The 26,844-nt window shown below is 69.7% G+C and carries 26 protein-coding genes, 1 tRNA gene and 1 pseudogene; 16 read left to right on the top strand and 12 right to left on the bottom strand.

Translation table 11 applies throughout. The features are described from left to right. Positions 1-65: 65 nt before the first annotated feature. On the bottom strand, positions 66-539 hold the full coding sequence (locus tag SNAS_RS00520) for a carboxymuconolactone decarboxylase family protein (RefSeq protein ID WP_013015395.1): 474 nt from the start codon (positions 537-539) through the stop codon (positions 66-68). Between the two features lie 84 nt (positions 540-623). Continuing rightward, a complete protein-coding gene (locus SNAS_RS00515) occupies positions 624-1,202 on the bottom strand; it encodes a TetR/AcrR family transcriptional regulator (RefSeq protein ID WP_013015394.1) in 579 nt (192 codons plus the stop codon). Between the two features lie 71 nt (positions 1,203-1,273). Here SNAS_RS00515 and SNAS_RS00510 point away from each other — a divergent pair, with 71 nt between their 5' ends. The 6 genes and pseudogenes from SNAS_RS00510 (at position 1,274) to SNAS_RS00485 (ending at position 8,391) form a co-directional block, all read left to right on the top strand. Then, on the top strand, positions 1,274-2,275 hold the full coding sequence (locus SNAS_RS00510) for an SDR family NAD(P)-dependent oxidoreductase (RefSeq protein WP_013015393.1): 1,002 nt from the start codon (positions 1,274-1,276) through the stop codon (positions 2,273-2,275). 51 nt (positions 2,276-2,326) lie between these two features. Next, positions 2,327-3,982 (top strand): urocanate hydratase, encoded by a 1,656-nt coding sequence (gene hutU, locus SNAS_RS00505; RefSeq protein ID WP_013015392.1) that lies wholly within the window; start codon positions 2,327-2,329, stop codon positions 3,980-3,982. Continuing rightward, positions 3,979-5,106: pseudogene (gene hutI / locus SNAS_RS00500) on the top strand (imidazolonepropionase); the annotation flags it as partial. The gene hutU and the pseudogene hutI, both read left to right, overlap by 4 nt. A 178-nt stretch (positions 5,107-5,284) precedes the next feature. Further along, complete coding sequence (locus SNAS_RS35555) at positions 5,285-6,190, top strand: hypothetical protein (protein ID WP_169313835.1); 906 nt, start codon at positions 5,285-5,287, stop codon at positions 6,188-6,190. Between the two features lie 163 nt (positions 6,191-6,353). After that, positions 6,354-7,841, top strand: a complete 1,488-nt coding sequence (locus SNAS_RS00490) for an MFS transporter (RefSeq protein WP_083787300.1) — start codon at positions 6,354-6,356, stop codon at positions 7,839-7,841. Further along, positions 7,831-8,391, top strand: a complete 561-nt coding sequence (locus tag SNAS_RS00485; RefSeq protein WP_013015388.1) for a TetR/AcrR family transcriptional regulator — start codon at positions 7,831-7,833, stop codon at positions 8,389-8,391. The genes SNAS_RS00490 and SNAS_RS00485 overlap by 11 nt, the downstream gene beginning before the upstream one ends. Before the next feature lie 5 nt (positions 8,392-8,396). Here SNAS_RS00485 and SNAS_RS00480 read toward each other — a convergent pair whose 3' ends face one another. The 4 genes from SNAS_RS00480 to SNAS_RS00465 are packed head-to-tail and all read right to left on the bottom strand — an operon-like array spanning position 8,397 to position 12,195. Continuing rightward, positions 8,397-9,533 (bottom strand): NADH-quinone oxidoreductase subunit D, encoded by a 1,137-nt coding sequence (locus SNAS_RS00480; protein ID WP_013015387.1) that lies wholly within the window; start codon positions 9,531-9,533, stop codon positions 8,397-8,399. A gap of 53 nt (positions 9,534-9,586) precedes the next feature. Then, positions 9,587-10,522 carry an SAM-dependent methyltransferase gene (locus SNAS_RS00475; protein WP_013015386.1) on the bottom strand — a complete coding sequence of 312 codons (936 nt, stop codon included), beginning with the start codon at positions 10,520-10,522 and terminating at the stop codon, positions 9,587-9,589. 6 nt (positions 10,523-10,528) lie between these two features. Continuing rightward, positions 10,529-11,299 (bottom strand): arylamine N-acetyltransferase family protein, encoded by a 771-nt coding sequence (locus SNAS_RS00470; protein ID WP_013015385.1) that lies wholly within the window; start codon positions 11,297-11,299, stop codon positions 10,529-10,531. A gap of 44 nt (positions 11,300-11,343) precedes the next feature. Continuing rightward, positions 11,344-12,195, bottom strand: coding sequence for an arylamine N-acetyltransferase family protein (locus SNAS_RS00465; RefSeq protein ID WP_013015384.1), 852 nt, complete (start codon positions 12,193-12,195; stop codon positions 11,344-11,346). Positions 12,196-12,347: 152 nt separating this feature from the next. On the opposite strand from SNAS_RS00465, the gene SNAS_RS00460 reads away from it, so the two are divergent. The 5 genes from SNAS_RS00460 to SNAS_RS00440 are packed head-to-tail and all read left to right on the top strand — an operon-like array spanning position 12,348 to position 17,668. Then, positions 12,348-13,274, top strand: coding sequence for a Rossmann-like and DUF2520 domain-containing protein (locus SNAS_RS00460; protein WP_013015383.1), 927 nt, complete (start codon positions 12,348-12,350; stop codon positions 13,272-13,274). Next, complete coding sequence (gene panC / locus SNAS_RS00455) at positions 13,271-14,092, top strand: pantoate--beta-alanine ligase (protein WP_013015382.1); 822 nt, start codon at positions 13,271-13,273, stop codon at positions 14,090-14,092. Before SNAS_RS00460 ends, panC begins: the two co-directional genes overlap by 4 nt. Further along, positions 14,092-14,544: an aspartate 1-decarboxylase gene (gene panD, locus SNAS_RS00450; RefSeq protein ID WP_013015381.1), complete on the top strand. Its 453-nt coding sequence runs from the start codon at positions 14,092-14,094 to the stop codon at positions 14,542-14,544. The genes panC and panD overlap by 1 nt, the downstream gene beginning before the upstream one ends. An 11-nt stretch (positions 14,545-14,555) precedes the next feature. Beyond that, entirely contained in the window at positions 14,556-16,019 is a 1,464-nt protein-coding gene (locus SNAS_RS00445) for a S10 family peptidase (protein WP_013015380.1), read from the top strand. 8 nt (positions 16,020-16,027) lie between these two features. Next, a complete protein-coding gene (locus SNAS_RS00440) occupies positions 16,028-17,668 on the top strand; it encodes an L-aspartate oxidase (RefSeq protein ID WP_041625349.1) in 1,641 nt (546 codons plus the stop codon). Positions 17,669-18,173: 505 nt separating this feature from the next. On the opposite strand, the gene SNAS_RS34855 is transcribed toward SNAS_RS00440, so the two are convergent. Next, positions 18,174-18,353, bottom strand: a complete 180-nt coding sequence (locus SNAS_RS34855) for a hypothetical protein (protein ID WP_013015378.1) — start codon at positions 18,351-18,353, stop codon at positions 18,174-18,176. A 236-nt stretch (positions 18,354-18,589) separates the two neighbouring features. Here SNAS_RS34855 and SNAS_RS33605 point away from each other — a divergent pair, with 236 nt between their 5' ends. From SNAS_RS33605 to SNAS_RS00425, 4 genes are all read left to right on the top strand, one after another. After that, the gene (locus tag SNAS_RS33605) at positions 18,590-19,423 is read left to right on the top strand and encodes a helix-turn-helix domain-containing protein (protein ID WP_169313834.1); all 834 of its coding nucleotides are present in this window, start codon (positions 18,590-18,592) and stop codon (positions 19,421-19,423) included. Beyond that, a complete protein-coding gene (locus SNAS_RS33600) occupies positions 19,420-19,659 on the top strand; it encodes a DUF397 domain-containing protein (RefSeq protein ID WP_013015376.1) in 240 nt (79 codons plus the stop codon). Before SNAS_RS33605 ends, SNAS_RS33600 begins: the two co-directional genes overlap by 4 nt. 148 nt (positions 19,660-19,807) lie before the next feature. After that, complete coding sequence (gene nadC / locus SNAS_RS00430; protein ID WP_013015375.1) at positions 19,808-20,683, top strand: carboxylating nicotinate-nucleotide diphosphorylase; 876 nt, start codon at positions 19,808-19,810, stop codon at positions 20,681-20,683. Positions 20,684-20,686: 3 nt separating this feature from the next. After that, positions 20,687-21,454, top strand: a complete 768-nt coding sequence (locus SNAS_RS00425; protein WP_013015374.1) for a type III pantothenate kinase — start codon at positions 20,687-20,689, stop codon at positions 21,452-21,454. A gap of 7 nt (positions 21,455-21,461) precedes the next feature. On the opposite strand, the gene SNAS_RS00420 is transcribed toward SNAS_RS00425, so the two are convergent. After that, positions 21,462-22,322, bottom strand: a complete 861-nt coding sequence (locus SNAS_RS00420) for a CE1 family esterase (protein WP_013015373.1) — start codon at positions 22,320-22,322, stop codon at positions 21,462-21,464. Positions 22,323-22,429: 107 nt separating this feature from the next. On the opposite strand from SNAS_RS00420, the gene SNAS_RS00415 reads away from it, so the two are divergent. Further along, positions 22,430-22,519: transfer RNA gene (locus SNAS_RS00415), tRNA-Ser, on the top strand. Positions 22,520-22,564: 45 nt separating this feature from the next. Here the strand turns inward: SNAS_RS00415 and SNAS_RS00410 are convergent. The 4 genes from SNAS_RS00410 to SNAS_RS34685 are packed head-to-tail and all read right to left on the bottom strand — an operon-like array spanning position 22,565 to position 26,793. After that, complete coding sequence (locus SNAS_RS00410; RefSeq protein ID WP_013015372.1) at positions 22,565-23,620, bottom strand: hypothetical protein; 1,056 nt, start codon at positions 23,618-23,620, stop codon at positions 22,565-22,567. Beyond that, positions 23,610-24,221, bottom strand: a complete 612-nt coding sequence (locus tag SNAS_RS00405; protein ID WP_013015371.1) for a SigE family RNA polymerase sigma factor — start codon at positions 24,219-24,221, stop codon at positions 23,610-23,612. The genes SNAS_RS00410 and SNAS_RS00405 overlap by 11 nt, the downstream gene beginning before the upstream one ends. 2 nt (positions 24,222-24,223) lie before the next feature. After that, positions 24,224-25,981 (bottom strand): glycosyl transferase, encoded by a 1,758-nt coding sequence (locus SNAS_RS00400; protein ID WP_013015370.1) that lies wholly within the window; start codon positions 25,979-25,981, stop codon positions 24,224-24,226. Beyond that, positions 25,978-26,793 carry a dolichyl-phosphate beta-glucosyltransferase gene (locus tag SNAS_RS34685; RefSeq protein ID WP_013015369.1) on the bottom strand — a complete coding sequence of 272 codons (816 nt, stop codon included), beginning with the start codon at positions 26,791-26,793 and terminating at the stop codon, positions 25,978-25,980. The genes SNAS_RS00400 and SNAS_RS34685 overlap by 4 nt, the downstream gene beginning before the upstream one ends. Positions 26,794-26,844: the final 51 nt, after the last annotated feature.

Here is a 26,844-nt window from a genome sequence, read left to right as displayed (position 1 = left end):
CTCAGTTCACGAATGCGCCGTCCGGCCCCCGAAGGGGCGGGACGGCGAAGGCGGGCGAACCGCGACTACCCGAACATGCCGGGCTGGTAGTCGCCGGCGGGCTGCTGGATGATGACGTTGCCGCGGTTGAACGCGTTGATGAGCGCGATCAGCGAAACCAGGGCGCCCAGTTGGTTCTCGTCGTAGTGCTTGGCCGCGTTGGCCCACACGTCTTCCGAGACGCCGCCCGCCGCGTCGGCGATGCGGGTGCCCTCCTCGGCGAGTTCGAGGGCGGCGCGTTCGGCGTCGGTGAAGACCGTGGCCTCGCGCCAGGCCGCGACCAGGTTGAGGCGCTGTTGGGTCTCACCGGCGGCCAGGGCGTCCTTGGTGTGCATGTCGGTGCAGAAGCCGCAGCTGTTGATCTGGCTGGCGCGGATCTTGACCAGTTCCTGGGTGGTGTGCGGCAGGCCGGTGTCGGCCAGCGATTTGTTGGCCGCGATGAGGTGCTTGAAGACCTTGCCCAGGACCGGGTTCTCGAAGGCGTTCAGTCGAGCGTTCATGGGGTGCTCCTTGTCGGTTGTGGTGGATACACCCTTGAGACAAACCAGCTCGGCCGAATGTGACAGCTCGCGGAATGACGTGAGTCACGCCGGTGGGGTGACGGCGAGGCGGGCGGCTCGGGTCATCGCTTCGCGTTGGCGGGACGGGGGGTCGCCCTGGTCGAGGCTGGCGAGGGTGGCGGCGTTGACCGCGCCGATCATGGCGCCGACGCGGGCCGCCGCTTCGACGCGATCGACGTCGAAGGTGGTGGTGAGGGCGTCGATGAGGGCGGTTTGGCCGGAGAAGAGGCGTTGGAAGAGGCGGGCCTGGAGGGCGGGGGTTCGGACGAGGAGCTGGGCCCGCAGTTGGGTGAGGTCGCTGGGGTCGGCGTCGTCGATCATGCGCTCCATCGCCGTCAGCAGGACGGTGGCCAGCGGGGTGTTCGCCCGGTGGGTGGTGATCGCCTGGACCCCGGCGGCGATGCGGCGGTCGGTGTTGGCCAGCAGAACGTCCTCTTTGGTGGGGAAGTGGAGGAAGAAGGTGCGGGTGGACAGCTCGGCGGCCTCGGCGATCTGGGCCACCGTCGTGTGTTCGTAGCCCTGGCGTTGGAAGAGGTCGACGGCGGCGGCCACTAGTGCGTCGCGAGTGCGTTGTTTCTTGCGTTCCCGAAGGCCCGGTTCCATGCGGTCAGATTACTACTTCGAATGAATTGCTACAGTTGATGCATTAATTCATCAACTGCATTGGAGGAGTCATGGGACATCTGGACGGACGTATCGCTCTCATCACCGGCGCGGGGCGTGGGATCGGGGAGGCCGTGGCGCGGTACTTCGCCGCCGAGGGGGCTCGGGTCGTGGTCAATGACCTGGGCGTCGACATCGACGGGACCGGGGCCGACGCCTCGGTGGCCGAGACGGTGGCCGCGAGCATCAGGGCGGACGGCGGCGCGGCGATCGCCAACACCGACGACGTCGCCGACTGGGACGGGGCGCGGCGGGCGGTGGCCTCGGCCGTGGACGGGTTCGGGGACCTGCACGTGGTCGTGAACAACGCGGCCACCGAGCGGAACCTGGGGCTGGTGGACATGACGGAGGCGGACTTCGACTCGGTGGTGGGGGTGAGTCTCAAGGGGACGTTCGCGGTCAGTCACTGGGCGGCCCGGTTCTGGCGCGAACGGTTCGAGGCGGGTGAGCGGGTGGATCGGTCGCTGGTCAACACCGCGTCGGGGTCGGGGTTGCTGAACCCGCTGCCGACCCAGACGAACTACGCGGCGGCCAAGGCGGGGGTGGCGGCGATGACGCTGATCCACGCGCTGGAGCTGGGGCGGTACGGGGTGCGGGTGAACTGTTCGTCGCCGTCGATGGTGCGGACCCGGTTGACCGAGAACGTCGCCGGGATGCCGCAGCCCCGGGCCGAGGGCTTCGATCCGACGGCGCCGGTCACGTCCGCGCCGCTGGTGGCGTACCTGGCCACCGCGGAGTGTGGGCTGACTGGCCAGGTGCTGTCGATGCGGGGCAGCACGGTGCTGGTGAACCGGAACTGGTCCAAGGGACCGCACCTGTCCAAAGGGGAGGAATTGTGGACGGTCGACGAGCTGGCCGCCGCGCTGCCGGACCTGTCGCCCGACGACCCCTTCCAGACCCTGGCCGCCGCGCTGGACGGGGCGCTGGGGTCGCGGCTCGGCGAGGAGGGCCGGGCCGGGGTGCGGCGGATGGTCGACGCGGCCCTGGACGCCGCCGCGGCCGGGCGGGGTTGAGGCGGGTCGAGGCCGCCATTCAGCGAATCGGCTCCCGGTTACTCTCGGGGCATGAGCGAAGCGAGAGAAGTTCGTGCCCCGCGCGGCACCGAGTTGACCTGCGCGAACTGGCAGATTGAGGCCCCGTACCGGATGTTGCAGAACAATCTGGACCCCGACGTGGCCGAGCGTCCCGACGACCTGGTCGTGTACGGCGGCACCGGTAAGGCCGCCCGGGACTGGCAGAGCTTCGACGCGCTGCTGCGCACCATGCGCACGCTCAGGGGCGACGAGACGATGCTGGTGCAGAGCGGCAGGCCGGTCGGGGTCTTCCAAACCCACGAGTGGGCGCCGCGGGTGCTGATCGCGAACTCGAACCTCGTCGGCGACTGGGCGACCTGGCCGGAGTTTCGCAAGCTGGAGCAGCTCGGTCTGACGATGTACGGCCAGATGACGGCCGGGTCGTGGATCTACATCGGAACGCAGGGCATCCTGCAGGGCACCTACGAGACCTTCGCGGCGGTGGCCAACAAGCACTTCGGCGGCACCCTGGCCGGAACCCTGACCCTGACCGCCGGGTGCGGCGGCATGGGCGGCGCGCAGCCGCTGGCCGTCACCATGAACGACGGCGTGTGCCTGATCATCGACGTGGACGCCACCCGGCTGCGGCGCCGGGTCGAGACCCGGTACCTGGACGTGGTCGCCGCCGACCTGGACGAGGCGGTGCGGCTGGCCACCGAGGCGAAACAGGAAAAGAAGCCGCTGTCGGTGGGCCTGGTGGGCAACGCCGCGCTGCTGGTGCCGCAGATCCTGCGCATGGGGGTGCCGGTCGACATCGTCACCGACCAGACCTCCGCCCACGACCCGCTCGCATATGTGCCCGACGGCATCGACCTGGGCGACGCCCCCGACTACGCGGCCAAGAAGCCGGAGGAGTTCACCGACCGGGCGCGGGCCGCGATGGCCAAGCACGTGCAGGCCATGGTGGAGTTCCAGGACGGCGGCGCGGTCGTGTTCGACTACGGCAACTCGATCCGCGGTGAGGCGAAACTGGGCGGCTACGACCGCGCCTTCGACTTCCCCGGTTTCGTGCCCGCCTACATCCGGCCGCTGTTCTGCGAGGGCAAGGGCCCGTTCCGGTGGGCGGCGCTGTCGGGCGACCCGAAGGACATCGCCGCCACCGACCAGGCGATCCTGGAGTTGTTCCCGGAGAACGAATCGCTGGCCCGCTGGATCCGGCTGGCCGGGGAGCGGGTGGCGTTCCAGGGCCTGCCGTCGCGGATCTGCTGGCTGGGCTACGGCGAGCGGGACAAGGCCGGGGAGCGGTTCAACGAGCTGGTCGCCGACGGCACCATCTCGGCGCCGATCGCGATCGGCCGCGACCACCTGGACACCGGCAGCGTCGCGTCCCCGTACCGCGAAACCGAGTCCATGAAGGACGGATCGGACGCGATCGCGGACTGGCCACTGCTCAACGCGATGCTCAACACCTCCTCCGGCGCCACCTGGGTCTCGATCCACCACGGCGGCGGGGTCGGCATGGGCCGCTCCATCCACTCCGGACAGGTGACGGTGGCCGACGGCACCCCGCTGGCGGCCGAGAAGATCGCCCGGGTCCTGACCAACGACCCCGGCTCCGGGGTGATGCGGCACGTGGACGCCGGATACGAACGCGCCGAACAGGTCGCGCACGAGCGAGGCGTCCGCGTCCCGATGAGGGAGTCATGAGCCTGCTCGTCGACAACATCGGCGAGCTGTCCACCTGCGTGGGTGAACCGCTGTCGGACGCGGCCGTCGCGATCGACGGGTATGAGATCGCCTGGGTCGGCCCCAGCGGCGACGCGCCGTCCTGCGACGAACGCGTCGACGCCGGGGGCAGGGCGGTGATACCCGGATTCGTCGACAGCCATTCACATCTGGTGTTCACCGGGGATCGTTCGGCGGAGTTCGCCGCCCGGATGGCCGGGCGGCCGTACACCGCGGGCGGTATCAGGACCACGGTGGCCGCGGTGCGCGGTGCCGACGACGAGACCCTGCGCGCCAACGTCCGGAAGCACCGCGCCGAGATGTTGCGGCAGGGCACCACGACGGTGGAGATCAAGAGCGGGTACGGGTTGACCGTCGACGACGAGGCGCGGGCGTTGCGGATCGCGTCGGAGTTCACGTCGGAGACGACGTACCTGGGTGGGCACATCGTGCCGCCGGAGGCCGATGCCGACGAGTACACGGCGCTGGTGGCCGGGGACATGTTGATGTCGTGCCTGCCGTACGCGCGCTGGGCCGACGTCTTCTGCGACCGGGGTGCCTTCGACGTCGAGCAGGCGCGCGAGATCCTCACCGCGGCCCGGGATGCCGGGTTGGGGTTGCGGGTGCACGGCAACCAGTTGCAGCACGGGCCCGGGGTGCGGTTGGCCGTCGAGTTGGGTGCCGCGTCGGTGGACCACTGCACTTTTCTGTCGGACGCCGACGTCGAGGCGCTGGCCGACGGTGACACCGTCGCCACGTTGCTTCCGGGTGTGGAATTCTCCACAAGATCACCGTTCCCGGACGCCAAGCGGCTGTTGGACGCGGGGGTGACGGTGGCTCTGGCCAGCGATTGCAACCCGGGTTCGTGTTATTCGTCCTCGATGCCGCTCATGATCGCGTTCGCGGTGCGGGACATGGGGATGACCGTGGAGCAGGCGCTGTGGGCGGCGACGGCCGGTGGGGCGCGGGCGCTGCGGCGAGATGATCTTGGCGTTGTGGCCGTGGGGAAGCGCGCCGACCTGGTGATTCTCGACGCTCCCAGTTTCGTCCACCTGGCATATCGCCCTGGGGTACCGCTCGTTCACTCAGTTGTCCATGATGGAAAGATCGTAGACATGGCGTTAACCAGGCGGTTAACCTTCGTTCGGGCGGCGTCGGTCGCCCGAATGGGTAGTAAGGTGTGGCGGTATGTCAGTAAGCCGCACCAGCGCCCCCAAGTGGCGGCAGGCAAAGACTCTGTCGATGCTGTTTTGGACAGGGTTCGGCTTCGCTCCCCTCGCGGCGTTGATTCTGTTGGTCGGAGACTCCGGCTTCACGATCAAGTTCGCCTTGATCCTGGGCCTGGGCTCCGTGGTCCTGATCGGGCTGTCGGTCGCGCTGCGCACTGACGTGACCCTTGTGGAGCGTGACCTGTACGCCAACATGGCCGACGCGGAGGCCGAGACCCGGCGCGCGATCAACGAACTGCGCAACGAGGTGCGCCGCGCCGCGCTCGGTGGCCACGAGCCGGTCAAGGCGGTCGCCTCGGCCACCCCCCGGCCGCCGCGCGAGCTGCCCGCGTACGAGGAGCAGCAGCAGGACGATCGGCGACCGCGCCCGGTGGCGCAGGGTTCGGCCGATCCCTACTCGCGGGCCAGGGAGGAGCGGGAACCGACGAGTGGTTACGTCGCCGAGACCACCGCGGTGCCCCGGCAGCGTTGGGAGGACGACTATCCGGTGTCGGGCTACGAGAACGAGGGCCGGGACCGGCGTTCCAACCGTCACGGCAGCGGCCAGGCGGTCGAGGCCTGGCGGGCCGAGGCGGAGCCGACGACGCCGAGTCGTGGCACCTCGCGCCGGGCACGCGGGGTGGAGAACGGCTGGTCCGACGAGGTGTACAACTCCGGTTCGCAGCCACGGGCCTCGCGCGGCAACGACGCCGACTCGGGTGCGCAGCCGCGGGCGTCCCGGACCAACGGCTCGGATCCGGCCGGTGGCAGGGGCCGTCATTACCGGGAACCGGACGAACTCGACGGCGTGATCCCGTCGCGGCACTATCGCGAGGACGATGACAGCGGCGAGATCCCGTCGCGGCACACCACGGGTTCGACCCGGCGGCGCGAGTACGCGTCCGGGGAGTCACGCTCGCGCGGTGACAGCCGAAGCGGCGGGTCCTACATGGACACCTATTACGGCGACAGCCGTCGCTGAACCCTTCTGACCGAGCGGCTTCGGGCCGCTCGGTTTGTCGTATCCAAATAGTTGAACTATCGTACTACTAGTACGATAGTTCAACTATTTGGGAGGCGTCGTGGAAACCGAATCGGCCGGATGGCGTCCGTGGTGCGGCCTGGGGCTGCTGGCCCTGCCGACCATGCTGCTGGGGCTCGACGTGACCGCGCTGTACCTTGTCGTGCCCGACATCGCGGCCGATCTGCGGCCGAGCGCCACCCAGACACTGTGGATCATGGACGCCTACGGGTTCCTCATCGCGGGATTCCTCATCACCATGGGCACCCTGGGCGACCGGATCGGGAGACGGCGGCTGCTGTTGATCGGGATGGTCGGCTTCGGCGCTGTCTCGGTGCTGGCGGCCTTCGCCCCCAGTGCCGGGCTGTTGATCGCGGCCCGGGCGCTGCTCGGTGTCGCGGGGGCGACGTTGATGCCCTCGACCCTGTCGCTCATCAGCGACATGTTCACCGACGCTCGGCAGCGGGCGCTGGCGATCGGCCTGTGGGCCACCATGTTCGCCGTCGGCATGGCCGCCGGACCGGTCGTCGGCGGCGCGCTGGTCGCCGAGTACTGGTGGGGCGCGGTGTTCCTGATCGCCGTCCCGGTCGCGGTGCTGGTGCTGGTCTTGGCCCCGTTCCTGTTGCCGGAGCACCGGACGCGGGGTGGCGACCGGCTCGACGTGGCGAGTGTCGGGCTGTCGCTGGCGGCGCTGTTGCCCGCGTTCTACGCGCTCAAACACGCCGCCGCCGACGGTCTCACCGTCGAAGTCGGCCTCGCCGCGCTCTTCACGACGGTCGCGTCGATCGGGTTCGTCCGGCGCCAGAACCGGTTGCGGACACCGCTTCTGGAGCTGCGGCTGTTTCGCGACCGGACCTTCCGGGTCGCCCTGGTCGTGCTGCTGGTCGGGCTGATCGGTTTCGGCGGCGTGATGTTCCTGGTCACCCAGTACCTGCAACTCGTCGAGGAACTGTCGCCGACCACGGCCGGGCTGTGGATGGGGCCGCCCGCCGCCGCGATGCTGCTCGGCGCGGTGGGTGCGCCGCTGCTGGCCCGCCGGGTGTCGCCCGGCGTCCTCATGGCCGCCACGCTGGCGTTGTCGCTGCTGGGATACGTCCTGCTCGGCCTCGCCGGAACCGACAGCCGCGTCGGGGTGATCGGCGGCTTCGCCTTCGTCTACCTGGCGCTCGGCGTCATCGCCGCGCTGGGCACCGACATCGTCGTCAGCGCGGCGCCGCCGCACAAGGCCGGCTCGGCCGCGTCGCTGTCGGAAACCGTTCAGGAGCTTGGCATCGCGGCGGGCGTGGCGGTACTGGGCAGTCTCACCACGGCCGTCTACCGGGCCGGGGTCGACCGCGCGCCCGGTCTCGACGGCGACACGGAAGCGGCCTACGGCGACAGCCTGTCCGGGGCGGTGGCCGTCGCGGACCAGCTTCCGGACGGGGCACTGGCGCAGGCGAAACTCGCGTTCACCGACGGGCTCAACCTCGCCGCGCTCGTCGCGGGCGTCGCGATCGCCGCGGCCGGGCTGGCGTGTCTCCTCGCGTTGCGGCGACTGCCCCGGCTGGGTGCCGCCGCGTCCGAAGCCCCCGAACCGATAGCCTCTGCGGCAGGGAGGGACGATGGCCGGTGACCAAGTCGACGGGCGCAAACTGCGCGGGCACCTGCGCCGCGCCCAGATCATCGAGGCGACGCTCACCGTCGTGCACCGCGACGGCGCCGCCGGGGTCACGCACCGCACCGTCGCCAAGGAAGCCGGGATCACCACCAGCCTGACGCTGTACTACTTCGACACCCTGGACGCCCTGCTGGTGGCGGCGCTGACCAGCGTCGCGGACAGCTACACCCGGCGCATCCGCGAGATCATCGACACCGAGCCGGACAAGATCGCCGGACTGGCGCAGCTCATCGCCGACTCCGCCGGACCGGGAAGGGAACGCGCGCTCGCCGAACGGGAACTGTCCACTCTGGCAGCCCGGCGGCCCGCGCTGCGTCCGGCGGCCCGGCGCTGGCGCGAGAACGTCGCGGAAATGGCGCGCACCCAGACCGACGACCCGGACGCGATCGAGACCTTCGTCGCGCTGTCCGACGGCCTGTGCACGGCACTGCTGCTCGACGACCGCGAGGCCGATCCCGCCCACATCCGCGCGGTGCTCGGCAAGGCGCTGGCGAAGGGCGACTGACCGTCCTATTTGTCGATGTCACCCACGACGAAGAACATCGAGCCCAGGATCGCCACCAGGTCGGGCACCAGACAGCCCACCAGCAGCGTCGACAGCGCCTGCACGTTCGCGTAGGACGCGGTGCGCAGCTTGAGCCGCCACGGGGTCTTCTCGCCGCGCGAGACCAGGTAGTAACCGTTGACGCCCAACGGGTTCTCGGTCCAGGCGTAGGTCGCGCCCTCGGGGGCTTTGACCACTTTGGGCAGCCGGACGTTGACGGGGCCGCCGATCGCGTCCACCCGGTTGAGGCACTTCTCGGCCAGGTCGAGCGAGACGTAGACCTGGTCGAGCAGGCAGCCGAAGCGGGCGTGACAGTCACCGGCGGTGCGGGTGACGACGGGGACGTCGAGCTCGCCATAGGCGAGGTAGGGCTCGTCGCGGCGCAGGTCGAAGTCGAGGCCGGAGGCGCGGGCCACCGGTCCGGAGACGCCGTAGGCGGCGGCGGTCTCGGCGGACAGGACACCGACGCCCTTGGTGCGGGCGGCGAAGATCTCGTTGGTCCGGATGATGTCGTCGACATCGGACATTCCCCGGCGCACCTCGCCGATGGCCTGCCGGGCCCGCGAGGTCCAGCCGGAGGGCACCTCCTCCTTGAGCCCGCCGATCCGGTTGAACATGTAGTGCATCCGGCCGCCGCTGGCCTCCTCGAACACCGCCTGCAGCGTCTCGCGTTCCCGGAACGCGTAGAACATCGGCGTGATCGCCCCGATCTCCAGCGGGTAGGAACCCAGGAACATCAGGTGGTTGAGGACGCGGTTGAGTTCGGCCAGCGCGGTGCGCAGCCACACGGCGCGTTCGGGGACCTCGATGCCCATGAGCCGTTCCACGGCCAGTGCGACGCCGAGTTCGGAGCAGAAGGCCGACAGCCAGTCGTGCCGGTTGGCGAGCATCAGGATCTGGCGGTAGTCGCGCACCTCGAACAGTTTCTCGGCGCCGCGGTGCATGTAGCCGACGACGGGTTCGCAGCCGGTGACGCGCTCACCGTCGAGGGTGAGCTTGAGCCGCAGGACGCCGTGAGTGGACGGGTGCTGGGGACCGATGTTGAGCACCATGTCGGCGAACTCGCCGACGCCGGAGCCGACACCTACCGTCATCTCGGTCATGGTGTTTATCGTGGCACGACCGCCGCGCCGCCGCCGGGCGCGGTGCGTGCCGGTCAGCGTTGCGTCAGGTTGAGGACCAGCCAGTGGTGGGCGCCCAGGCCCGCGGGGTCGGTCAGTTCGGCCGCGTCCCCGGCGCGGCTCAGCGCCCTGATGTACTCGGCCGGGTTGGTGCGGGACAGTTCCAGCGGCGGACGGCTGCCGCTGATTCCCAGTTCCCGCAAGGCGTCGCGTTGTGTCCACAGTCCGCCGTCGCCGAGCGAGTCCATGGCGACGTGGGCGGTGATGTCGCGGGTGCCGTCGGGGACCGGGGCGACCTGGTGGCCGTCGAGGAAGCCGGTGACGGTTCCCAGCGGGGGCCGGCAGTCCTTCGTGTGTCCATAGTCTACTGCCACGACTGTTCCACGTGAAACATTGCCGCACAACCGGGCCCATTCCTGGTCGCGCGAGCGGCCGATCTCGGCGCGCTGACCGGCCTGCCCGAGCGGCCACCAGGCCCGCAGCCAGTCGGCGTCCACGCTCGACACCGGCTGGCCGGGCCGGGTCTCGCCGCTGCCAGGGTCGACGAGTTCGTAGCGGACCGCGCCCGCCGCGTCGGCGACGGCGATGTCCAGCGGCATGTTGTCCAGGTACTCGCACGCCATCAGCAGACCGATGATGCCGCCGGGAAGGCTTGTCCGCCACTCGATCCGCTCGTCCAGCCCGGGCGGCGCGGGACGCAGCTCCACCGCGACCGGACGCAGCCTGCCGTTCAGGTCCTCTTCGTCCAGCACCCGCCGCAGCAGTTCACCCGAGCCGGCTCCGACGTCGACGAGGTTGAACACCTCGGGGTGGTCGAGCCGGGAGTCGGTGCGGCGCACCAGTTCGGCGATCGCCGTCGCGAACAGCGGGAACTGCGCGCTGGTGCGGAAGTGCCGGTTGGGGCTGTTGAGCGTGTAGAAGCCGCCGGGCCCGTAAAGGGCCCGGCGCATCGCCTGTGACCAGGGCAGCACCGGCGCTCACGCTTCGCGCGGATCGTCGGGGAGCCGGTCGAGGGTGACGCCGAACAGGTCACGGTAGGTCGCCAGGATCTCGGCCTCGACCTTCAGGGTGGTCTTGGTGGTCTCGCCGTCCGCGAGCCGTTTGAGGGTCCGGCCGGTGAGGGTGACGCGGCCGGTGTCGGTCAGCCGCGAGCACACCGGCGACTTCGTGAAGTGCGACTTGGGCGAGTTCTGCTGGTACCAGCACATCGCCTCGAACTCGGCCAACTCGCGCGGGTGCGCCTCGAAGCGGTACTGGGGTTCGCCGTTCTCGTACACGATCAGGTCGCCGTGTTCGGCGTCGGCGATGCGGAAGGTGCCCGCCGGGTCGGTCTGGTCGCCGCGATCGTTGAGCCGCAGCGGATGGCTGGCGAAGGCGCCGAAACCGACATCGGCCAGCCACGGCTCGTCCAGGTCGACCTTGAGCGCCAGGTGGTCGAAGGGCGGGCCGGGGTTGTCGCCGGCGAAGACCCGGGCCGACAGCAGCGTCACCGTGTAGCCCAGTTCCCGCAGCAGCCAGGCGAAGGCGCCGTTGAGTTCGTAACAGAAACCGCCGCGGCTTCGGGTCACCACCTTGTCCAGCAGCGGCGCCTCGTCGAGGCTGATCGTCTCGCCCAGGTGGATGCTCAGGTTCTCGAACGGAATGGTGCGCAGGTGATTGAGGTGCAGGGTGCGAAGGCTCTCGGCGGTGACGGAAACCGGGGTGGTCACGCCGATGCGCTTCAGGTACGCGTCTACGTCGACTGACATTGCCGAAGGCTACCGTTCGCCGTCGTCGTGAAGATCGTGAGCTGTCAGGCTTCCCGTTCCGTCAGCCTGTCGACGAGCAACCGGGCCTCGGCGGCGTCGACGCGGATGTCGAAGACGTCGTCGAGCAGCTTCGGCACCTCGTGCGGCCGCACGGTCTCGGACACCGCGTCCTGCCCCGGACGCTCGGTCGTCCAGGTGAGCGCGTCGAGCGTGTCGTAGCGGTCGGTGCGCAGCCGCTGGATGTACGGGCGGGTAACGAACGGCGAGCGGTCGTTGCTGGCCACGAAGTGGTTGCCGAGGACGTAGTCGATCGGGTACTGCGGCGTCTCGGTGAAGACCTGCCGCACCGTCCAGCCTTCCGGTCCCTCGGGGCCGTCGCCGCGCTGGTGCACGGCCCAGCCCGGCGAACCGTGGGTGATGTCCTGCCAGCGCAGCAGGTACGGCCACGGGCCGGAGTCGCCGCGGCCACCGTCGACCAGCTCGATGGGCTCCAACGGGCTGGACCCGAAACCGACATCGGACAGCCAGCGTTTCCCGTCCAGGTCGACGATCAGCATCGCGTGGGTGGCCGGGCGGGGCGTGGTGGAGTCGGCGCCCAGCTGCACCCGCGCGGACACGGCGGTGAAGCGGAACCCGAGTTTCTCCAGCACGGCGGCGAACAGCACGGTGTGCTCGTAGCAGTAGCCGCCCCGGCCCCGGCGCAGCAGCTTGTCCTGGATCGCCGCGAGGTCGAGGCGGACCTCGCGGTAAAGGAAACTGTCGATGGTGTCCCAGCGCAGGTTCAGCACGTGCGCGCGTTGCAGGGCCCGCAGCGTCGCCAGTGTCGGCGTCCGGTCGCCGTCGTGGCCGACGCGGGTGAGGTAGGCGTCGAGGTCGAGTTGCTCGCTGTTCCACATACCCGGGTCAATCCCCGCGATCCGCGCAGCTATTCCGCCGCGGATGTGACGGTTTCGCGGTGTGAGCAATCCCGCGTTGAGGCACAAGCGCCACGGATCTAGTGTTTGATGCGACCGGTACCCGCTGACTACAGGACTGGATCGGCACAATCATGGCAATGTCGCCAACCGGGGCCTCGGGCCCGCACCAGGAGAGCCGCCTGGACGTCGGGATCATCTCGGCCGGACGGGTCGGTTCGGTTCTCGGCGCCGCCCTGGCCCGGGCGGGACATCACATCGTCGCCACCAGTGCCGTGTCCGACGCTTCCCGCGACCGCGCCCGGCGGTTGCTTCCCGACGCCGCGGTGTTGTCGCCCGACGAGGTCGCCGAACGTGCCGGGCTGTTGCTGCTGGCCGTCCCCGACGACGAGCTGGCCCAGGTCGTCTCCGGGCTGGCCACGGCCGGGCACTTCCAGCCGGGGCAGCTGGTCGCGCACGTCTCCGGCGCGCACGGCATCGAGGTGCTGCGTCCGGCCGTCTCGGCGGGCGCGCTGCCGTTGGCGCTGCACCCGGTCATGACCTTCACCGGACGGCCCGAGGACCTGGACCGGCTCGACGGCGTCAGTTTCGGGGTCACCGCCGACGAGACCATGCGGATGGTGGGTGAGGCGCTGGTCGTGGAGATGGGCGGCGAACCCGAGTTCATCCCCGAGCAGCTGCGCGCCCTGTACCACGCGGGGCTGTGCCACGGCGCCAACCACATGACCACCCTCATCAACGAGGCCGTCGACATCCTGCGCGAATGCGGGGTCATGCACCCCGAACGGATGTTGGGCCCGCTGCTGTCGGCCTCGCTGGACAACACACTCCGGTTGGGGGACAACGCTTTGACCGGTCCGATCGTGCGCGGCGACACCGGGACCGTCGCCTCGCACCTGGACGCGCTGTCGCGGGCGCTGCCGGACTCGGTGGCCGCGTACCGGGCGATGGCCAGGCGCACCGCCGACCGCGCCATCTCTCACAAACGCCTGTCGGTGGCGGCCGCCGAGCCGCTGCTGGACGTGCTGTCGGGTCCCGACGGCGAAGGAGGCCGCAAATGACCGTACGAGTCGTCGCCACCCGGGAGGAGCTGGCCAAGGCCCGCGCCGAACTGTCCGGGACGGTCGCGCTGGTGCCCACCATGGGTGCCCTGCACGACGGCCACGTCGCGAACATCCGCGCCGCCAAGGCACGCGCCGACACGGTGGTGGTGTCGATCTTCGTCAACCCGTTGCAGTTCGGCCCGAACGAGGACTTCGAGAAGTACCCCCGGCCGCTGTCGGCCGACCTGGAACTGTGCGCCGCCGAGGGCGTCGACCTGGTGTTCGCCCCGAACCGGGAGGTCGTCTACCCGCACGAGGTCTCGGTCACCGTCGATCCGGGTCCGCTGGGCGAGATCCTGGAGGGCGCGAGCCGTCCGGGGTTCTTCCGGGGCGTGCTGACCGTGGTGTCGAAGCTGTTCCACCTGGTGCGCCCGGACTTCGCGTGCTTCGGTGAGAAGGACTACCAGCAGCTGACCCTGGTGCGGCGACTGGTGTCCGACCTGGACTTTCCGTTGGAGATCGTGCCGGTGCCGACGGTGCGCGAGTCCGACGGGCTGGCCCGCTCCAGCCGCAACGTCTACCTGGACACCGAACAGCGCGCGGTGTCGCTGGCGATCTCACGAGCGCTCAAAGCCGCCGCCGACAGCCCCGACCCGCTGGCCGCCGCCCGCGAGGTCCTGGACGCGGCGCCGGGAATAGCGCTGGACTATCTGGCGCTCACCGATCCGGCGCTCGGCCCGGCACCTGAGACCGGTGCCGCACGACTGCTCATCGCCGCCAAAGTCGGCACGACTCGTCTCATCGACAACACCCCCGTACATATTGGAGTCAAGTGATGTTGCGGACCATGCTCAAGTCCAAGATCCACCGTGCCACGGTCACCGAGGCGGACCTGCACTACGTGGGTTCCTGCACGGTGGACGAGGACCTGCTGGAGGCGGCGGACATCCTGCCCGGCGAACAGGTGTCGATCGTGGACATCACCAACGGTTCCCGGCTGGAGACCTACGTGATCCCCGGTGAACGCGGCACCGGCGTGCTGGGCATCAACGGCGCCGCCGCGCACCTGGTGCACCCCGGCGATCTGGTGATCCTCATCTCGTACGCCGCCATGGACGACCGGGAGGCGCGCGAGTTCGAGCCGAAGATCGTGCACGTCGACTCGGGCAACCGCATTGTGGCGCTGGGGAACGACGCCACCGCCGCGGCGCCCGGCACCGCCGGCGACCCGGTCACGAGCCCGAACGTGGCGCGAAACTCGGTGAGAGGTACCGCGCCGGTGGCATAGGCTCTGGCGTCATGAACGACGAGAAGCAGCCGGAGGCGGCCACCGACGCCAAGGACGGCAAGCCCGCCGAACCCGCCGACGACCTGGTGACGACCACGCATTCGCTGGGCGAGTTGCGTTACACCGCGACCACCGGCCGGATCGTGTTGCGCGAGGAGGTCACCGAGGACGACAAGTTCACCGGGCACAAGCCGAAGGCCGAGCTGTCCATCACGTCGTACACCCTGGACGACGCCGACCACGCCGACCGTCCGGTGACCTTCGCGTTCAACGGCGGCCCGGGTTCGTCCAGTGTGTGGCTGCACCTGGGGATCCTGGGACCGCGCCGTGTCGACGCCGGTGACGCCGGGGCCATGAAGCCGCCGCCGTACCGGCTGGTCGACAACCACGAGTCGCTGCTGCGGCACTCGGACCTGGTGTTCATCGACCCGGTGTCCACCGGCTACTCCCGGGCCGTCAACGGCGAGAAGGCCAAACCGTTCCACGGCTACACCGGCGACATCGAGTCGGTGGGCGAGGTGATCCGCCTGTGGACCACCCGCAACAACCGCTGGCTGTCACCCAAGTACCTGGCCGGTGAGTCGTACGGGACGCTGCGCGCCGCCGCGCTGTCGGACTTCCTGCAGAACCGCTACGGCATGTACCTCAACGGACTCATGCTGATCTCGCCGGTGCTGGACATCGGGACGCTGGAGTTCTCCGACCACAATGACCTGCCGTTCGCGATGTACCTGCCGACCTACGCGGCGATCGCCCACTACCACGGTCTGCACGGCGACCGGAGTCTGCGCGAGGTCCTGGACGAGGCCGAGGAGTTCGCCGCCGCCGAGTATCCGAGGGTGCTGGCGCGTGGTTCCCGGTTGCCGCGGGCCGAACGCGACGCCGCCGTGGCGACGATCGCCCGGCTGACGGGTCTGTCGAGCGACTACGTCGACGCCGTGGACCTGCGGATCGAGCACATCCGGTTCTTCACGGAGGTGTTGCGTCATAAGCGAAAGGTCGTCGGTCGTCTGGACGGGCGTTTCACCGGTTACGACGCCGACTACGGTCGCGAGCACTTCAGCGCCGACCCGTCCATGAGTGCGATCATCGGTCCGTTCACCGCCGCCCTGAACCACTACGTCCGGGCCGAGCTGGAGTACGAGAACGACCTGCCCTACGAGGTGATCTCCCGCAAGGTCCACCCGTGGTCCTATAAGGAGTTCGAGGCCAAGAACCTGTCGGTGGCCGACAAACTCGCCGCCGCGATGCGGGCCAACCCGCACCTGCGGGTGCACGTCGCCTGCGGTTACCACGACGGCGCGACCCCGCACTTCGCCGGTGAGTACACGATGGCGCGGCTGGCCATCCCCGCCGAGCTGCGCGACAACGTCGAGTTCCGTTACTACGAGGCGGGTCACATGATGTACCTGCACGAGGAGTCGCGGCTGCGGCAGTCGCGGGATCTGGCGGCGTTCGTCGTCGGTGGCGAGTGATGACCACGATGGACATTCCCGCCCTGCCGCCGGTGCCGCGGCGGTTGCGGGCCGCCGATCCGTCCTGGACCGAGACCACCGACGTGTGCGTCATCGGTTCCGGCATCGCGGGCCTGACCACGGCGCTGTACCTGCGCGAGGCGGGCCTGCATGTCACGGTCGTCACGAAGGTCAACATCGACGACGGCTCCACCCGCTGGGCGCAGGGCGGTATCGCCGCCGTGCTGGATCCGCTGGACACCCCGGCCGCGCACGCCGAGGACACCCGGATCGCCGGGGTCGGGCTGTGCGACCCGGCGGCGGTGGACGTCCTGGTGAAGGAGGGCCCCGACCGGGTCCGGGAGCTCATCCACACCGGCGCCAACTTCGACCGGTACGCCGACGGCTCGCTCATGCTGACCCGCGAGGGCGGCCACCGCGCCAAACGCATCGTGCACGCCGGTGGTGACGCCACCGGTGCCGAGGTGCAGCGGGCGCTGCACGCGGCGGTGCACGCCGACCCGTGGATCCGCATCATCGACCACGCGCTGGTGCTGGACCTGTTGCGGGACAAGTCGGGCCGGGCCTGCGGGGTGAGCCTGCACGTCCTGGGCGAGGGCTCCGAGGACGGCGTCGGCGGGGTGCTGGCGCGCGCGGTGGTGCTGGCCACCGGCGGCATGGGCCAGATCTTCGCGTCCACCACGAACCCGTCGGTGTCGACAGGGGACGGTGTGGCGGCGGCGCTGCGCGCCGGTGCCGCGGTCACCGACATCGAGTTCGTCCAGTTCCACCCGACCTCGCTGTTCTTGCCGGGCAGCCGGGACCAGCAGCCGCTGATCTCGGAGGCGCTGCGGGGCGAGGGCGCGCATCTCGTCGACGGCGAGGGTGTGCGGTTCATGGTCGGCGCCCACGAGCTGGCCGAACTGGCGCCGCGCGACGTGGTCGCCAAGGGCGCCACCAGGATCATGCGCCGCGACGACGTCGACCATGTCTGGCTGGACGCCCGGCACCTGGGCGCCGAGCACCTGGAATCCCGGTTCCCGACCATCCTGGCGTCCTGCCGGGCCGCGGGCATCGACCCGGTGGTCGACCTGATCCCGGTGGCCCCGGCCGCGCACTTCGCCTCCGGCGGCGTCCGGACCGACCTCCATGGACGCACCAGTGTGGACGGCCTGTACGCCTGCGGCGAGGTCGCCTGCACCGGCGTGCACGGCGCCAACCGGCTGGCCTCCAACTCGCTGCTGGAGGGCCTGGTCTTCGCGCGCCGCATCGCCGACGACCTGGCCCGAGAGCTCCCGGCCCAGTCCGATCCGCACACCGACGCCGACGCGGCGTCGTGGGCGGTGTCCACCACCTCCCGCCAGAGCCTGCAACGCGCCATGACCGCCGGGGCCGGGGTGCTGCGCAGCGCCGACAGTCTCGCCGAGACCGCCGCCGTCCTCACCACCCTCGGCAACGAGCACAGTGGACGTCCACGCACCGCGACCTGGGAGGCGACCAACCTGGTCACCATCGCCGCGACCCTCACCGCCGCCGCCCACGCCCGCACCGAGACCCGCGGCTGCCACTGGCGGGAGGACTTCCCGGACGCCGTCGACACCTGGCGCGGCCATCTGCTGGCCGGCATCGGCGCCGACGGCGTCCTGACCCAGAGGTGGGAAGCGGCCTGATCCCACGACCGGGGCGCTTAAATCCCGGTGCCCGGGGTGCCTCGGCGCTGGTTCACCGAAGTCCACGCTGGCGGCCGAACCCGGCTGTGGCCGGGGTATCCGGGGTAGTGGCCTGCCGTCGTCCCACACCGCCACCACCGCGACGAACTCGACCGAGCCGTCCGGCAGTTCGGTGCTCCACTGGCTGGCCATGTCGGCGTTGTCGAGCATCGACACGGCCCGGGCGTACTGGCGCAGGATGTCGGGCGCCAGCGCGGGATAGTGCCGCAGGAAGTAGTCGCCGACCTCGTTCATCCGCGACCACATCCACACCAGTGCCTCGACCTTGTCCTGATAGACGGCCTGGCACATGTGGTCGGGTTTGAGCGTCCAATCGCGCACACTCACCGGGGGCAGGTCCGCTGACGGTCGGCAGCGTTCCTCCACGTTGGACAAAAGGTTGCGGTGACCGCTCCAGCGGTAGCACAGGAAGAGCTCGTGGCCCCTCATCGCGGTGCTCCCGCCGTCATCCCTCGCACTCCCGGATGATCCGCTTCCTGCGGGTGCCGTCGCAGTCGGCGCATCGTTGCGCGCGCAGTCCGTCCGGGGTCTGTACGGCCCGCACTCCCTGCTCACGACAGGCTCGGCAGGGAATCGTCACCTCGACTTCAGCCAGGGTCCGGGGCGGTCGGTATGAGGTGATCATCGTTCTCAGCTCCTCTCATCGCTGACTTCGTGATGCGACTCAAGGAAACGAGCGACCCACCCGTGACCACGCTATGCGCTGAAACGGTTACAGGGAAGCCGAAACATGATGCACGTTTCAGGGCTGCCGGAAACGTTGCGCACTGTTATTTACGGCCGAAAACCGTGCATCACATCTTCGGTAGGGTCGTGCGCATCATGTGCGGCCCCCCTGACTCCCGGGAAGAAGTGCTCACCATGACCAACGACCCTTCGGCTCGTCCCACCCTCGCGAGGAGGCAACTGGGAGCCGAACTGCGCAAACTCCGTGAAGCGGCCGGGATGACCCACGCCGAGGCCGGAGCGGCAGTCGAACTACACAGGAACACCATCGCAGCAATCGAAAAGGGAAAGCAGGGGACAAAGTCCTACATAGTGAAAAATCTGTGCAGCCCCGAGGTTTACGACGCGCCACCGGAGGTGATGTCGTACCTGACCGGGCTGGTCGTGAAGGGCAAACAGCGGGGCCTGTACGAGAAGCACGAACCCGGTATGAAGCCCGGCATCCGGTGGTTCGCGTCGGCTGAGGTCGAGTACGGCTACATCATGACCTGGGAACACCTCAACATGCCGGGGCTGCTTCAGGTTCCCGAGTACTACGACGCGCAACGCCAGACCCGGCCGCCGCAGGAGGCCCCCGACGAACCTGCCACGAAGAACTTCCGGTTCAAACGGCAGGAGGTCGTGTTCGGTCGGGATCCGCTGCCGAGGATGGAGTTCGTCATCGGCGAGGGGGCGCTGCACGTCATGGACGGACTGCCCGACGTCAAGGACGCGCAGATCGCGCGGCTGCTGGAGGTCGCGAAACTGCCGGGCGTAGACATCCGGGTGCTGGGCGGATTCCACCCCGCGATGTCCGGGGCGTTCACGATTCTCAGCCCCACCGATCCGGACGACGAGTTGAGTTTCGTCTATGTCGACGCACTCGACGCGTGTAGGTATCTGGAGGACCCGGACGTAGTATCACGGTTCGTCGGGACGTTTCGGACCATTTACAGCATGGCCATACCGATCAAGGAGTTCCTGAAATGACTAGGCGAACATCCAGTTGTCGCCGGGGAGACACTCGCGGCGCCGCGCGAGCCGTCCCCTGGCGCAAGAGCAGTTACAGCGACAACAGCGGCGGAAACTGTGTCGAGGCACGGGTTTCCGTCCTGCCCCAGGTGCGCGACGGCAAACTCGGCGACGACAGTCCGCTCCTGACCCTGGACGAGGCGACCTTCCGTGGCCTCCTCCACCAGATAAAGACCGGCGCATTCACCATCTGAAAAAAGCGACGCATAAACGCACCCCATGGACTTCCAATGGCCCCCCGCGCGGGCAGGCGCAGAGGGCCATTCTCGCGTCTTCGGGTCGGGGTGTCGCACGCAACGAAGCGGTGCTGTGGAGAATGTCGGGCGTGTGGATGGAGACAAGATGACTACCGTGGACGAACGACTCACCGCCCAGGGACTGGACCCCGACGAGGTCAACGCCATCATCGACCGGGCGCTGGCCGAGGACCTGGGCCCTAACCGCAGCGACCCCACCAGCGAGGCGATCTTCCCGCTGACGGTCACCGGCACCGCCGACCTGGTGGCCCGGGAGTCCGGGGTGGTGGCGGGACTGGCCGTGGCCGAGGCGGTGTTCAAGCACTTCGACCCTAACGTCGCGTTCACGCACCTGGTCGACGACGGCGCCCGCGTCTACGCCGGGGACCGGCTGGCGACGGTGGCCGGACCGGTCCGGTACCTGCTGATGGCCGAGCGCACCGTGCTGAACCTGTTGTGCCGCATGTCCGGCATCGCCACCCACACTCGGGAGTGGACCCGGGTGCTCGACGGCACCAAGGTGACCGTGCTGGACACCCGCAAGACCACGCCGGGCCTGCGGACCCTGGACAAGTACGCGGTGCGGGCCGCCGGCGGCGGTAACAAACGCATGGGCCTGTACGACGTGGCCATGATCAAGGACAACCACAAGTTCGCCGCCGGATCGGTGACGGCCGCCTTCGAGGCGGTGCGCGCCGCCCGTCCCGACATCGCCATCCAGGTCGAGGTCGACACCCTCGACGAGGCCCGGGAGGCCGTCGCGGCGGGAGCGACGTTCCTGTTGTGCGACAACATGTCCCCGGCGCAGCTGCGCGAGGTCGTCGCGGCCGTCGGCCCCGACGTGCAGCTGGAGGCCACCGGCAACATCACCCTCACCATCGCCGAGAAGTACGCCGACACCGGCGTCGACTACATCTCGTCCGGCGCCCTGACGCACTCATCGCCCATACTCGACATCGCACTCGACATCAGACAGGAGTAGGCCGTGCTGTTGTGCGTCGACATCGGAAACACCAACACCGTGCTCGCCACATTCGAGGGTGAGACGCTCGTCCACTCCTGGCGCATCAAGACCGACCCGCGCGCCACCGCCGACGAGATGGCCCTCACCTTCCGGGGACTGCTCGCGGGCGACAACGTCGAGGTGAGCGCGATCTGCGTCAGCTCAACGGTTCCGCAGGCGCTGCGGGAACTGCGGGTCATGCTGTCGCGCTACTACGCGGCCAAACCGACGGTGCTGGTGGCACCCGGGGTTCGCACCGGGGTTCAGCTGGCCATCGACAACCCGCGCGAGGTGGGCGCCGACCGCATCGTCAACACCCACGCGGCGTACAACATGTACGGCGGGCCGTCCATCATCGTGGACTTCGGCACCTCGACGAACATCGACGTGATCTCCGAGAAGGGCGAGTTCCTGGGCGGGGCGTTCGCGCCCGGCATCGAGATCTCGATCGACGCGCTGGCGTCGCGGGCCGCGCAGTTGCAGAAGGTCGAGCCGGTCAAGCCGCGTTCGGTGATCGGCAAGAACACCGTCGAGTGTCTGCAGTCGGGCATCATCTACGGTTTCGCGGGCCAGATCGACGGCCTGGTCACCCGGATCATCAAACAACTGGGCACCGGGGTGTCGGCGGTCATCGCGACCGGCGGCCTGGCGCCGGTGGTGATCGAGGAGTGCGCGACGATCACGAACTACGAGCCGATGCTGACGTTGATCGGGCTGCGGATGATCTACGAACGCAACGCGCCGCAGTAGCCACCGGTCACGACTTCCGGGTGAAGAACTCCCACATCGCCGCCGAAGCCCACACCGGTTCGGGTTCGGCGGCGGTGCCGAACCACTCGTGGAAGCCCTCGTGCACCTCCTGCGTCACCACCGCGGTGTCGTCGGCGCACGCGTATTCGCGGACCGTGACCTGCTTTCCCTTGTCGGTCTTGGCCTTGCCGCACTCGACGCGGTCCCGCCAGGTGGCCACCAGGTCCAGGCCGAGACCCTCGCGCGGGTCGTTGCCGCCGAAGAAGGCGATCAACGGCACCGGTGTCTCGACGGCGTCCATCACCTTCGCGACCTCCTCGGTGCCCGCCGGAACGACCGCCGCGATCCCCGCGACCAGATCCGGCAGCTTCGCGCCGATGGTCAGCGCCATGTCGCCGCCGTTGGAGGTGCCGGACACGAAGATCCGCTTCGGGTCGGCGTTCCAGGTACCGGTCAGGTCGGTGATGATGTCGCGGACGAAGTCGCTGTCGCCCTCGTCGTCGGGGTTCGGGGTCCAGCTGCCGTTCGGGTTGTCGGGGTAGACGGCCAGGAAGCCCTCCTCGTCGGCGAGCGCGTCCAGCCCCGACTGTTCCCGGGCTTCGGCGGCGTCGCCGGGCATGCCGTGCAGCACCAGCACCGCCGGTACCGGCTCGTCGAGCGAGCGGCCCTTGGGCACGTAGACGTCGTAGGTCTTGCCGCCGTCGACCTTGACCTTCTTGTGGAGGCCGGGCTCGCCGGGGTCGGCCTTCGTCTCGGTCTTGTCGTCGGCCTTGTCCTGTGACCCGGCCTCGCCGGGGCCACCGCAGCCGACGGCAACGGCCAGCAACGCCAGTACCGCCAGGCCGCGCAGGGTTCGCATCGCCGTCATGCCGCGAAGCTATGCGGCCGTGGCGGTCGCGGCCATCCTTTCGGCCGTGGCCGAATCCACGCATACCCAGATGCGTGCTCGCATGCTGCTCGGGTACGCTCTTCCGCGGTGACGTGTCCGAGCGGCCGAAGGAGAACGCCTCGAAAGCGTTTGATGGTTTACGCCATCCGTGGGTTCAAATCCCACCGTCACCGCCACGGATAAACAGCGCCGACCCGGGTTCGCCCGGGTCGGCGCTGTCGTTATGGCGTCGGGCTCGCGGTCTCGGTGGACGAGTCCGTCGGCGTCTCCGACGAGGACGTGGGCATGTCGGACGGCGACAGCGGCGGCGGTGACCATTCGAGGTCGGATTTCAGCTCGACCCGCGCCGCGAAGTCGGTGAGCGGTTCGTCGAGCACCGACTCGTCGCTGACCTCCACGAACAGACCGGTGCCGTCCAGGAACGTGACCTTGTTCTTCTCGACGAGGGCGGGACGGTCGTCGACCGTTGTCGACTCGTCGGTGTCGGGTGCGGGTTCGCGCACGCCGACCGTGATCCAGTCGGAGTCGTCGCCCGAGGCGCGGTAACGCACCTGGTAGATCCGTTCGGCGCGTTCGTGGTCGCCGATGGAGCGCAGCGTGCTGATCACCGCGGACTCCTGGACCGTGCCGGGATGCGGGGTGGGATAGGTCGCCGGGACGGCCACGTCGATGTCGGCCCCGGGTTCGACGCTGAGCGCGACCTTGTGGGCCCGGTCCTGGTCGGCCTCGGGTCCGGTCACCGACACGAAGGCCCAGGCGTCGGGGCGCCACTGCCAGGCCAGTTCGACGGCGTCGTCACCGAACACCGGCTCCGACGGCCACACCGCGGCGCCGCCCTTGACGTCGGGTGCGGTCCCGCCGGTGGGCTTCCAGGTCTCGCCGTCGACGCGGGGCACCCTTCCCTTGGGGTACAGGGTGACCACGGCGTCGGTGGCGCCGTCCTGCGTGGTCAGGGTGGCCCGCTGGCGGGACCGGCCGGTCTCGTAGGTCAGCGGGGTGAAGCCGCCGGCCGAACCGATCGCGAACTCCTGGGTGGTGACCCCGAACTCGGACGTGGTCTCCTCGGCCGGGGGCGAGTGGTAGTACGGGACGGTCACGGTGAAGGCGATGCCCAGCACGGCCACGACGCACGCGAGGGTTCCGGCGACCTGGCGGACCCGGATGGTGCGGCGGCCGGTTCGCATCGCCCGGTCGACGTCGACGGCCGACGTGGCCGGGGGTTCGGGTTGCCGCAGGGGTTCCAGCAGTCGGGCGGCTTCGCGTTCGTCATCGTTCATCCCGGCCACCTCCTTCCAGTGCGGCGACGGCCCGGTCTCCCAGCAGGGCCCGCAGTCGTTTGAGGCCGTGCGTGGTCAGGCTCGTGACGTTACCGGGCGAACACCCGAGGATCTGGGCCACCTCGGTGACCGGGAGGTCGCACAGGAACCGCAGCACCAGCACCGCCCGCTGTTTGGGAGCGACCCGCGACAGCGCGGTGTGCACCAGGTCGCGGGTCTCCACGTCCGGCGAGTGGACCGAGGGAGTACCCGGGATCTCCTGCGCGGAACCGAACAGCCGCACCTTCGCCCAGGACAGCCGCTGTTCGCTCAGGAAGGCCCGCACCAGCATGGTGCGGACGTAGGCGTCGAGGTTGGAGGCGGCTTTGGCGCGCTTCCAGTGGATGTACAGCTTCGTGATGGTGGTCTGCACGATGTCGTCGGCACGGTGCCGGTCCCGGCACAGCAGCCGGGCGACACGGTGAAGGGCGGGCAGGTGAACCGTCACGTATTCGACGTATTCCCGCTCCAGGTCGGCGTGCACGGCCCTCCTCGGCGTGTCCGGGGCGCGTTCCCGGACAGTCCACGGGGTGGTCAGCTGGCCGGTGACGCTCGACGTCATGACTACCGCACCTTCCACACCCACACGCCACCGGCCCGGTGGCCGGGACCCAGCAGGTCCTCGACGGTGTACCGCAGCGCGTCCTCGGCGGGATGCGGGCCCAGGACGACCAGTTCGGCGTCCCAGTGGCGCAGGTCCTCGGCCGCCTGCTCGCGCTGCTCCTCGGTGACGTCGCGGCCCTCACCGGAGTCGCGGACCTCGCGCAGCAGCACCGACGTGGGTCGGCGCATCGCGCCGTAGATGCCGCGCCGATCCGGTTGTCCGGGACCGATGAAGTACCCCTCCGGGAGCCGGAAGTCGAGGTCGCTGTCGAGTTGCCATTGCAGCGCGGTGGTGTCGCCGGGGCTGGGTATCGGGACCGGGACGACGGTGCCGCCGTCGGGGACGTATTCGCGCCACATGCCCGAGGTGAAGAACGTCGGGGTGGGCGCCCGGTCCACCACGGTGAACGGGGTCGGGGCGATCGGCGCCAGCACCGCCAGCAGCACTCCGGTCCACAGTAGTCTCGGCGTGCGCTGCCAGTGGGGCAGACCGAACAGCAGCCGCACCCGGTCGACGGCCATCGCCAGCAGCACCGCGATGGCGGGGACGCAGACCATCGCGAGCCGGGAGTCCAGCACGGACTCGTACAGCGGCAGCCAGGACAGCAGCAGCCACGGCCCCGGGATCAGGGTGTCCTCGCCGTCGAACTTCACCGAGGAGCCCAGCGACAGCAGCGCGGCGACGGCGACCGTTATGGACAGTGCCCGGGCTCGCGGCACCCGCCACAGGACCGCGGCGAGGGTGACGACCATGATGACCAGCGGCCAGCCGAAGAAGGAGTTCTGTTCGGTGGACCAGGCCAGCGCGCCCGCGGTCCGGTCGTCGCCGCCCAGCGACCGGGAGGCGAAGGTGACGAACGCGAGCAGGTCGTTCCCGGCGTTGCCGTGCAATAGTCCACTGTAGCTTTGCGGGCCGAGGAACTGCCAGTACAGCGGGAACGCCACCAGGCTCAGCGAGACCGCGGCGGCGACGCCCAGACCGGTTCCCAACGGCCGCAACGCGGCGCGCGCCCGCGCCGGACGGGTCGCGGCGTAGGCGATCGCGAAGATCGTCATGCCGGTGGCGAACAGCAGCAGCACCTCCTCGCCGAGGAAGATCTGGTACGCCAGCAGCAGCCCGAGGATCGCGCCGTCGCGCAGTGGCCGTTCGCCGTCCCACAGCCGCAGCAGCAGCGCGACCACGAACGGCAGCACGAACAGGGCCACGAAGTTGGGGTGGGCGTGGGCGTGGGTGATCACCGGCGGCGCGAAACCGCAGAAGCCGCCGCCCAGCGCCGCCGCCAACCGGGAGTGGCCCAGGCGCCGGTGCAGCAGCCAGTACCAGGCGGTGGCGGTCGCGGCGAGGCTGCCGGTCAGCACCAGCGCCCAGGTGACACCGGGGCCCAGCAGCAGCGTCACCGGTGTCAGCGGCACCGACACCCCGAGCATGGTGGTGTTGGCCATCAGGTTGACACCCTCGGGATGGTTCTGGAGGGTGGTGAACAGTGGATTGTCCAGTTCGGTCACCGAGCGGGCGGTGACGGCGAAGAACCACTCCCACTGGTTCTGGTCCTGTCCACTGTCGATCAGATAGCGGCCGCTGGGTGAGGCCCACAGTCCCAGGTAGAGCGCGACGGACGCGACGAGGTAGGTCGCGGGCACCCAGGCCCTGGCGTGCCAGGGCCGCCAGCGGGACCGGCTTCGGGTCTCGGCGGCGGCCAGCACGGCGGTCGCGGTCACTGTTGCCGCACCCGTGGCGGCGCGCCCCGGTGCCGCCACCGCATCCGCAGCAGTTCGGCGAGGGTCGCCGGGTAGTCGCGCATCCGGACCTTCGAGCCCGCGCGGTGCGACCAGCGCACCGGGACTTCGGCGACCGGCCAGTCGCCGCGCGCGAACAGGTACAGCACCTCGACGTCGAAAGCCCATCCGTCCACACGGGTCAGTGTGAACGCGCGGCGGGCCTTGTCGCCGTCGAAGAGCTTGAATCCGCACTGGGTGTCGCCGACTCCGGGGACGGCGGCCAGCCGGATCAGCCGGTTCCCCAACCGGCCCAACAGGACCCGGGGCAGCGGCTGCCGTTGCCGGATGTCGGCGTGCGGGCCGACCCGGGAGCCGATCGCCCCGGCGAATCCCGCGTCCAGCTTCGCGTGCAGGCGATCCAGCTCCCCGATGGGGGTGGCCAGGTCGGCGTCGCAGTACAGCACCCGGCGCCCGCGCGAGGCCAGCACGCCGTGCCGCACGGCGTGGCCCTTGCCCCGGTTGCGCGGGGTGCGCAGCAACCGGATCCGGGGTTCACCGGCCGCGAACCGCGCGGCGATGGCCGCCGAGTCGTCGCGCGAACCGTCGTCCACGACGATGAGCTCCCAGGCGCCGCCCGCGCCGTTCAGGTGGGCGCGGACCTCGGCGAGGGTCGCGGCCAGCCGGTCGCTCTCGTTGTAGACCGGGATGATCACCGACTGGTCGACGACGGCCGGGGCGGTGCGCGCCGGTGCGGCCGTCGACCTCGCGAGGGTCGCCAGCGCCGACGGCCGGGGCTGGTTCACAGCATTCATGTCCAGCAGACGCGGCCGACGAGCCGCGACACTGTATGACACGCGTCACAC

The organism is Stackebrandtia nassauensis DSM 44728, from assembly GCF_000024545.1.
Lineage (GTDB): Bacteria > Actinomycetota > Actinomycetes > Mycobacteriales > Micromonosporaceae > Stackebrandtia > Stackebrandtia nassauensis.
Note: the sequence above shows the minus strand (reverse complement) of the source record. Positions and strands in the feature narration are given on the sequence as shown.